Below are 8735 nucleotides of genomic sequence, written 5' to 3' on the forward strand. Positions count from 1 at the left end.
CCGCCTGGCGCCGCTTTTCCTACAGGCTCGGCAGGGCCTGCGCCGCAGACGGCCCGGCATCGGCCGGCTGCCCTCGCTTCGGTTCCAGCCCCTTCGCGTCGCCTCCTGAACAGGGCTGGGCCCTGTGCTAGAACCCGGAGCCAGTTCACTGACCGGAGGGGTGGGAAATGAAGGGATTGTCCATCAAGCAGAAGATCCTCGCGCTGGCCATGCTGCCATTGCTGTTGCTCGCGCTGGCCGGCGCCTGGACCGGCTTCGACCAGGCCCGCGACCTGCGCGACCTGGGGCGTGACACCCTGCGCCAGTCGCTGCTGGATGCGCGCCGCGACCAGTTGGCCAACTACATGGAGCTGGCCCTGTCCGCCGTCGAGCCGGCCCTCGCGCGGGGCGAGCCGGAGCGGGCCAAGGACCTGCTGCGCGCCCTGCGCTTCGACGGCGACAGCGGCTACTTCTTCGTCTACGACACCCACGGCGTGCAGGTGGTCAGTGGCGACAACCCCTCGCGGGAAGGCAACGACTACTGGAGTTCCAGCACCCCGGACGGACGCGCCCTGGTGCAGGAGTACATCGAGGCCGCCAAGCGCGGCGGCGACTACCTGGAATACGGCTGGACCAAGCCGGGCCAGGACGCCCCATCCCCCAAGCTCGCCCACGTCGTCCCCGTGCCCGGCAACGACTGGGTGCTGGGCACCGGCTTCTACATCGACGACCTAGACGCCCTGGTCGCCGCCCTCGACGAGGAGTTCGCCGGAGCCCTGCGCGAGAGCCTGATGCGCGGCGGCTTCTCCGTGGTGCTGCTGCTCGGGCTGGTGGTGGGGCTGGTGATGCTGCTGGTGCGCAGCATCCATGCACCGCTGGGCCAGGCCGTCTCCACCATGGAGGACATCGCCCGGGGCGAGGGCGACCTGACCCGCCGGCTGGACGAATCCAGCGGTCATGAACTCGGCGCCCTGGCCACCTCCTTCAACCGCTTCGCCGAACAGGTGCGCCACCTGGTGCGGCAGACCCGCGAGTCCTCCGACACCCTGGGCCGCGCCAGCGAAGAGCTGGAAGCCTTCATGGCCGGCATCGGCCAGGGCATCGACACCCAGCACCGCGAGAGCGACCAGCTGGCCACCGCCACCGAGGAAATGTCCGGCGCGGCCCAGCAGATCGCCGGCAGTGCCTCCAGCGCCGCCCAGGCCGCCCGTGATGCCGAGCACCGGGTGGACGAGGCACGCAGCCTGGTGGGCGGTGCCACGGCGGAGATCCGCGGGCTGGAAGGCCAGGTGGCGGAAGGCGTCGCCACCATCCGCCAGCTCGGCAGCGAGTCCGAGAACATCGGCGGGGTACTGGACGTGATCCGTGGCGTGGCCGAGCAGATCAACCTGCTGGCGCTCAACGCCGCCATCGAAGCGGCCCGTGCCGGCGAGCAGGGGCGGGGGTTCGCCGTGGTGGCGGACGAAGTGCGCACCCTGGCCGGCCGCACCCAGAGCAGCACGGCGGAAATCCAGGGGATGATCGAGCGCCTCCAGGGGGGCGCCCGCGAAGCCATCGCCGTCATCGAGCAGATCCGCCAGGGCTGCGCCCGCAGCGTCGCCGAAGTGGCCCGGGTCGGTCAGGCCCTGGAGGCCATCAGCGAGGCCGCCGGCATCATCAACGGCATGAACGCCCAGATCGCCGACGCCGCTGCCGAGCAGACCCGGGTCTGCGAGTCGATCAACCACAACGTGCACCAGATCGTCACCATCGCCCAGCACACCGCCGAGAGCAGCCACACCGCCAACGGCATCACCCAGCGCCTGGCCGAGATGGCCGGCGGCCTGCAGCGCCTGGTAGGACGCTACCGCGCCGATTGAGCGTTGCGCGCCGCCAGCGCCTCGATGGCCCGCACCCCGGCGCGCATCCGCGCCACGGCGGCGGAATTGGCCGAATGCACATGGATGTGCGGCGGCACGAACCCCCGCAGCGCCACCGCTTCCTCGATCCACAGGATCACGTCATAGCCGGTGCCACGCTGGTCATCGCCCAGGTCGTGGTCCAGGCTCAGTTCGCTGACCTGGCCGGTCTCCAGCAGCGCGATCACCTCATCCGGCCACCAGGCACGGACCCAGCCCTCGGGCGTCGCGCGTTCGTCGTCCAGATAGACCTTCATTGCATCAGAGCTCCGTTACCCATTGCTCGCTGGCTTCGCTCAGGGGTGGTGGCGGCTGGTTCAGGCGTACCGCCTCCTCATCGCCGCAGTTGAAGAACACCAGGTAGTCACCGCCTTCCAGGGTGATTCTGAAACCCTCCAGCAGGCACGCCTCATGCTGCTGGTAAACGACGTGCAACCCCTCGACTCCGATCACCTGCCGGCCGATGAGATGCCTGGCGTCCAGCGTGGCGAGCAGGTCCTCGGCCCTCCAGTCGCAACGGGCGTCGTCGCTGATGTCGAACCCCTCGGGCACCTGGAGTGCGCGGCTCGCCGCCATGACACTCTCGCCGTCGGAGGCCAGTGACAGCGTCACTGCCTTGCCGCCTTCGCAGGTGAACTCCACCTCGCCGATGGCTTCCGGCTCGGGAGCACCGTTGAACAGGTAGCGGGCATTGCGGACCCGGACCAGCTTCCGCCCCAGCAGTGTGCGAACCGTTTCCAGGCTGGCGCGTGCCTGCTCCAGGGTTTGCATCGTGTCGTCCCACCTCGTTTCGAGGCGCGCAGTGTAGCGGTTCGTCCGCCGCTAAATCCCCATCACCCTGCAACGTCTTCTGTGCACACGGCCGGTATGCGTCACACGCACCCGGCCCGGAGCCAGATGCCACTTTCATCGAGGGTCGAAGGATGCACGTCGCCACCAGCCTCACCACCAGCCAGCCGCACGCCGTTGCCGAAGACGAGACGCTCTACCAGTTCGAAACCTCACCGCTGCTGGCCCGCCAGGCCCGGCAGGAATCCAATGCCCGCAGCTACCCCCGGCGCATTCCCCTGGCGCTCAAGCGCGCGCGTGGGCTGTATGTCGAGGACGTCGAGGGCCGCACCTTCATCGACTGCCTCGCCGGTGCCGGCACCCTGGCCCTCGGGCACAACCACCCGGTGGTGATCGAGGCCATCCGCCAGGTGCTCGCCGACGAGCTGCCGCTGCACACCCTCGACCTCACCACCCCGGTGAAGGACCAGTTCGTCCAGGACCTCTTCGGCCTGCTGCCCGAGGGCCTGGCCCGCGAGGCGAAGATCCAGTTCTGCGGCCCCACCGGCACCGACGCGGTGGAGGCGGCGCTGAAGCTGGTGCGCACCGCCACCGGGCGCAGCACCATCCTCTCGTTCCAGGGCGGCTACCACGGCATGAGCCAGGGCGCCCTGGGGCTGATGGGCAACCTGGGGCCGAAGAAGGCCCTGGGCGCCGTGCTCGGCAATGGCGTGCAGTTCGCCCCCTATCCCTATGACTACCGCTGCCCCTTCGGCCTGGGTGGCGAGGCCGGCGTGCGCGCCAACCTGCATTACCTGGAAAACCTGCTCAGCGACCCCGAGGCCGGCGTGCTGCTGCCGGCGGCGGTGATCGTCGAAGCGGTGCAGGGGGAGGGCGGCGTGGTGCCGGCGGACATCGAGTGGCTGCGCGGCCTGCGCCGCATCACCGAGAAGGCCGGCGTGGCGCTGATCGTCGACGAGATTCAGAGCGGCTTCGGCCGCACCGGCAGGACGTTCGCCTTCGAGCACGCCGGCATCGTGCCCGACGTGGTGGTGCTGTCCAAGGCCATCGGCGGCAGCCTGCCGCTGGCGGTGATGGTCTACCGCGAATGGCTCGACGCCTGGGGCCCGGGCGCCCACGCCGGCACCTTCCGTGGCAACCAGATGGCCATGGCCGCCGGCTCGGCGGTGATGCGCTACCTCAAGGACCACGACATCCCCGCCCATGCTGCCGCCATGGGCGAGCGCCTGGCCGGCCACCTGCGCGAACTGCAGCGCGACTACCCGCAACTGGGCGACATCCGTGGGCGCGGGCTGATGCTCGGCGTCGAACTGGTGGACCCCTCCGGCACGCCGGATGCCCTCGGCCACCCGCCCACCTGCAGCGCCCTGGCCTCGCGCCTGCAGGCCCAGTGCCTGAAGCGCGGGCTGATCCTCGAACTGGGCGGCCGCCACGGCAGCGTGGTGCGCTTCCTGCCGCCGCTGATCATCACCGCCGACCAGGTGGACGAAGTCGCCCGGCGCTTTGCCCGGGCCCTGGTCGCTGCGTTGCAGGAAGCGGCCTGAGGCCGCCGGGAGATCGTCATGAGCACCTTGCTGGAACTCCTCGCCCGGCCCCTGCTGCCGGGCGCGGGCAACCTGCCGCTGCTGGTCCAGGCCCCGGAGCCGGGGCTGGACCTGAACGAGGCGCTGGAGCCGATCCGCGAGCTGGTGGACCGCCACCTGCTCAGCGTCGGCGGCATCCTCTTCCGTGGGTTCGACGTGGGCGGCGCGGAAGCCTTCCGCCGCTTCGCCGCCGGCTTCGGCCACCCGCTGCTGAACTACGAGTTCGGCTCCACCCCGCGCACCAACGTCACCCAGGGCGTGTACACCTCCACCGAGTACCCGCCGCACCAGAAAATCCCGCTGCACAACGAACAGGCCTACACCCGCGAATGGCCGATGAAGATCTGGTTCTACAGCATGGTCGCCGCCGAGACCGGCGGCGAAACGCCCATCGCCGACAGCCGCGAGGTGTTCCGCCGCATCGACCCACGCATCCACGAACGCTTCACCCGCCATGGGCTGATGTACGTGCGCAACTTCGGCAACGGCCTCGACGTGCCCTGGGAGCAGGTGTTCAACAGCGACGACCCGGCGGTGGTGGAAGCCTACTGCCAGCGCCACCGCATCGCCTGCGAATGGAAGGAGGACGGCGAACTGCGCACCCGCCAGGTGTGCCAGGCCGTCGCCCGCCACCCACGCACCGGGGAGGACGTCTGGTTCAACCAGGCGCACCTGTTCCACGTCTCCAACCTCCCCCCGGAGGTGCGCGAGAGCCTGCTGGAGATCGTCGAGGAGGAGGACCTGCCGCGTAACGTCTACTACGGCGACGGCTCGCCCATCGAGGACGCCATCCTCGACGAAGTGCGTGGCGTGCTCGACGACTGCACCATCGCCTTCCCCTGGCAGGAAGGCGACGTGATGATGCTCGACAACATGCTCGCCGCCCACGCCCGTAGCCGCTTCACCGGCGCACGCAAGGTCATCGTCGCCATGGCCGAGGGGCACGGCGCCGATTGAGGTCTGGCGCGAGCGTCCTGCCAGGGCCGCTCGCGCCGCTTCAACGGCTAAATGCAAAGCCAAATCGTTCGTTCATCTGGTATCGCGGAGCCCAGGGCTCCCTCCACCCGATCGGACGACCCATGACCACCCTCGATCAATCCCGCCTCCTGGCCCGTCGGTTCATCGACCTGCCCCCCGAAAAGCGCCACCTGTTCCTCGAAGCCCTCAAGGGCGAGCAGATGGACTTCGCCAGCTTCCCCATCCCCGATTGCAGCGGCAGCCCCAGCCGCGACCTGTTGTCCTACGCCCAGCAGCGCATGTGGTTCCTCTGGCAGCTGGAGCCCACCAGCGCCGCCTACAACCTGCCCGGCGCTGTGCGCCTGCTGGGCCCGCTGGAGCACAGCGCGCTGGACCGCGCCTTCGCCGACCTGGTGGCACGCCACGAGTGCCTGCGCACCACCTTCCACGAGGCCGACGGCCAGGCCTTCCAGCGGGTCGGCGACGGTGCCGACGCCCAGGTGCGCCACCTGGACCTGTCCGCCCTGGCACCCGACGAGCGCCTGCAATGCACCCGCGAAGCGGTCGCCCGTGAGGCTGGCCAGCCCTTCGACCTGGAGCAGGGCCCGCTGCTTCGGGTGGTGCTGCTGCGCCTCGCCGCCGACGAGCACGTGCTGCTGCTGACCATGCACCACATCATTGCCGACGGCTGGTCGATGAACATCCTCATCGAGGAGTTCATGCGCTGCCTGGACGCCCGCAGCGCCGGTGCCGAACCGCAGCTCCCGGCGTTGCCCGTGCAGTACCGCGACTACGCCCTGTGGCAACGCAGCTGGCTGGAGGCCGGCGAGCGCGAGCGCCAGCTCGACTACTGGCGCGGCCAGCTGGGCGAGGAGCAACTGCCCCTGGAGCTGCCCAGCGACCGCCCGCGCCCGGCACAGCCCAGCCATGCCGGTGCGCGCATCGAGTTCGCCCTCGAACCGACGCTGCACGCCGGCCTCAAGGCCCTGGCCCAGCGCCAGGGCGTGACCCTGTTCGTGGTGCTGCTGGCGGTCTTCAAGACCCTGCTGTACCGCTACAGCGGCCAGGGCGACATCCGTGTCGGCGGGCTGATCGCCAACCGCAACCGGGGCGAGGTCGAGGGCCTGATCGGCTTCTTCGTCAACACCCAGGTGCTGCGCAGCCAGCTGGATGGGCGCCTGCCGTTCGCACAGCTGCTGCAGGACCTGCGCCTCACCGCACTGGGTGCCCAGGCGCACCAGGAGCTGCCCTTCGACGCGCTGGCGGAGGCCCTGCAGTCCAGTCGCAGCCAGAGCCAGAACCCGCTGTTCCAGGTCATGTACAACCACCAGCCGCTGGTCACCGACATCCAGGGCATGCGCCTGGGCTGTGGCCTGCAACTGGCGCACCTGGACGCTGAGCAGAGCGTCTCCGGCGCCCGCCACCATGCTGCCGCCAGCGACCTGATGCTGGAGACCCGGGAGGAGGGCGAGCGCCTGCTGGCCGCCTTCACCTACGCCACCGACCTGTTCGACGGCACCACCGTCGAGCGCATGGCCGGTCACTGGCGCAACCTGCTGCACAGCGTGGTCGCCGACCCCAGTCGCCGTCTTGGCGAACTGCAGCTGCTGGCCGGCGAAGAAGCCCGTCAATTGCAGGCCTGGGCCCTGCGCGGCGCCGCTCCCCAGGCACCGGAGCCGGCCCACCTGCGCTTCCAGGCCCAGGCCGCGCGCACCCCCGAAGCCATCGCCCTGGTGCTGGCCGGCGAAGGCGCCGGCGCCCAGCTGACCTACGCCGAGCTGGAACGCCGCAGCAACCGCCTGGCCCACCGCCTGGTGCAACTGGGCGTCGGCCCCGAGGTGCTGGTGGGCGTCGCCCTGGAGCGCTCCCTGGACATGGGCGTGGCCTTGCTGGCGGTGCTCAAGGCCGGTGGCGCCTACGTGCCCCTGGACCCCCAGGCGCCCGGCGAGCGCATCGCCCAGGTGTTCGACGACAGCGGCCTGCGCCTGCTGCTGACCCAGGCCGCAGTGCACGACACGCTGCCCCAGGTCCCGGGCATCCGGAGCCTGTGCCTGGGCCAGGCCGGCAACGGGCTCGAAGACCAGCCGGAGCACGCGCCGAACGTGGCGGTGGCGCCCGGCAACCTGGCCTACGTGATCTACACCTCCGGCTCCACCGGCCGGCCCAAGGGCGTGGCCATCAGCCACGGCGCCCTGGCCGAGTTCTGCGTGCTGGCCGCCGATTACTCGCGCCTGCAGCCAGGCGACCGCGTGCTGCAGTTCGCCACCTGCAGCTTCGACGGCTTCGTCGAGCAGTTCTACCCGCCGCTGTGCGTCGGCGCCCGCGTGGTGCTGCGCGACGGCCGCCTGTGGGACAGCGCGGCCTTCCAGCAGGCCCTGGTGGCGCACGGCATCACCCTGGCCGACCTGCCCGCCGCCTACTGGCACATGCTGGTGCAGGACTACGCCCGGGGTGCCCCGCAGGCCTTCGGCGCGCTGCGCCAGATCCACGTCGGCGGCGAAGCCATGGCGGTGGACGGCCTCGACCTCTGGCGCCGTGCCGGGCTGGCCGGCGTGCGCCTGCTCAACACCTACGGCCCCACCGAGGCCACGGTGGTTTCCAGCGTCCATGACTGCAGCGAGCTGGCCTCGACCGATGTCTCCTGGCGCGGCATCCCCATCGGCCAGGGCCTGGCCGGGCGCCGCCTGTTCATCCTCGACGGCGAGCTGCAGCCGGTGCCGGCGGGCGCCATCGGCGAGCTGTACATCGGCGGGCCGGGCCTGGCACGGGGCTACCACGGCCAGCCGGGGCTCACCGCCCAGCGCTTCCTGCCCGACCCGCAGGTGCCCGGCGAGCGCCTCTACCGCACCGGCGACCGCGCGCGTTTCAACGCCAGCGGCGCCATCGAGTACATCGGCCGCGTCGACCACCAGGTGAAGGTGCGTGGCTTCCGCATCGAGCTGGGCGAGATCGAGATGCGCCTGCAGCAATGCCCCGGCGTGCGCGAGGCCGCCGTGCTGGCCCTGGACATGGCTGGCGGGCGGCAGCTGGTCGGCTACCTGGCCACCGAGCCCGACGGCAGCGGCCCCGACGCGCAGCGCCAGCGCATCCGCGAGGCCCTGCGCGCAACCCTGCCGGACTACATGGTGCCCACGCACCTGGTGCTGCTGGAGCGCCTGCCGCTGACCCCTAGCGGCAAGCTCGACCGCAAGGCCCTGCCCGAGCCCGACCCAAGCCAGCTGCAGGCCGCCTACCGCGCGCCGGCCAGCGAGCTGGAACGGCGCCTGGCCGGCATCTGGATGGAGGTGCTGCAGGTGCCCCGCGTCGGCCTCGACGACAGCTTCTTCGACCTGGGCGGGCACTCGCTGCTGGCGGCCCAGGTCATCGCCCGGATCAAGTCCGAGCTGGGCATCGCGCTGCCCATGCGTAGCCTGTTCGAACGCCCGCACCTGGCGGCCCTGGCCGAAGAGCTGGAGGCCCTGGGCGGCACCGCCGACGAGGACTGGGCCGACATGGAAGCGTTCATGAATTCACTGGAGGAGGTTTGAGC

At 70.7% G+C, this 8735-nt stretch carries 6 protein-coding genes; 4 read left to right on the forward strand and 2 right to left on the reverse strand.

The window, feature by feature from the left end; translation table 11 throughout:
* The first annotated feature begins 167 nt into the window (after positions 1-167).
* A complete protein-coding gene (locus tag FBY21_RS30055) occupies positions 168-1838 on the forward strand; it encodes a methyl-accepting chemotaxis protein (protein WP_142008738.1) in 1671 nt (556 codons plus the stop codon).
* Here the strand turns inward: FBY21_RS30055 and FBY21_RS03825 are convergent.
* Both FBY21_RS03825 and FBY21_RS03830 read right to left on the reverse strand, forming a co-directional pair.
* Positions 1823-2134, reverse strand: coding sequence for a cyclic-phosphate processing receiver domain-containing protein (locus FBY21_RS03825; protein ID WP_044399400.1), 312 nt, complete (start codon positions 2132-2134; stop codon positions 1823-1825). The two genes, FBY21_RS30055 and FBY21_RS03825, sit on opposite strands and share 16 nt — an antisense overlap.
* 4 nt (positions 2135-2138) lie before the next feature.
* The gene (locus FBY21_RS03830) at positions 2139-2648 is read right to left on the reverse strand and encodes a hypothetical protein (protein ID WP_142008741.1); all 510 of its coding nucleotides are present in this window, start codon (positions 2646-2648) and stop codon (positions 2139-2141) included.
* A gap of 152 nt (positions 2649-2800) precedes the next feature.
* Between FBY21_RS03830 and FBY21_RS03835 the strand changes: the two genes are divergently transcribed.
* From FBY21_RS03835 to FBY21_RS03845, 3 genes are all read left to right on the forward strand, one after another.
* Positions 2801-4210 (forward strand): aspartate aminotransferase family protein, encoded by a 1410-nt coding sequence (locus FBY21_RS03835; protein WP_142008744.1) that lies wholly within the window; start codon positions 2801-2803, stop codon positions 4208-4210.
* Positions 4211-4228: 18 nt separating this feature from the next.
* On the forward strand, positions 4229-5206 hold the full coding sequence (locus FBY21_RS03840) for a TauD/TfdA family dioxygenase (protein WP_074972187.1): 978 nt from the start codon (positions 4229-4231) through the stop codon (positions 5204-5206).
* Between the two features lie 122 nt (positions 5207-5328).
* Entirely contained in the window at positions 5329-8733 is a 3405-nt protein-coding gene (locus FBY21_RS03845) for an amino acid adenylation domain-containing protein (RefSeq protein WP_253543635.1), read from the forward strand.
* The last annotated feature ends 2 nt before the right edge of the window (positions 8734-8735 follow it).

The sequence above is a fragment of the Pseudomonas sp. SLBN-26 genome (genome assembly GCF_006715895.1).
In the GTDB taxonomy this organism is placed as follows: domain Bacteria; phylum Pseudomonadota; class Gammaproteobacteria; order Pseudomonadales; family Pseudomonadaceae; genus Metapseudomonas; species Metapseudomonas otitidis.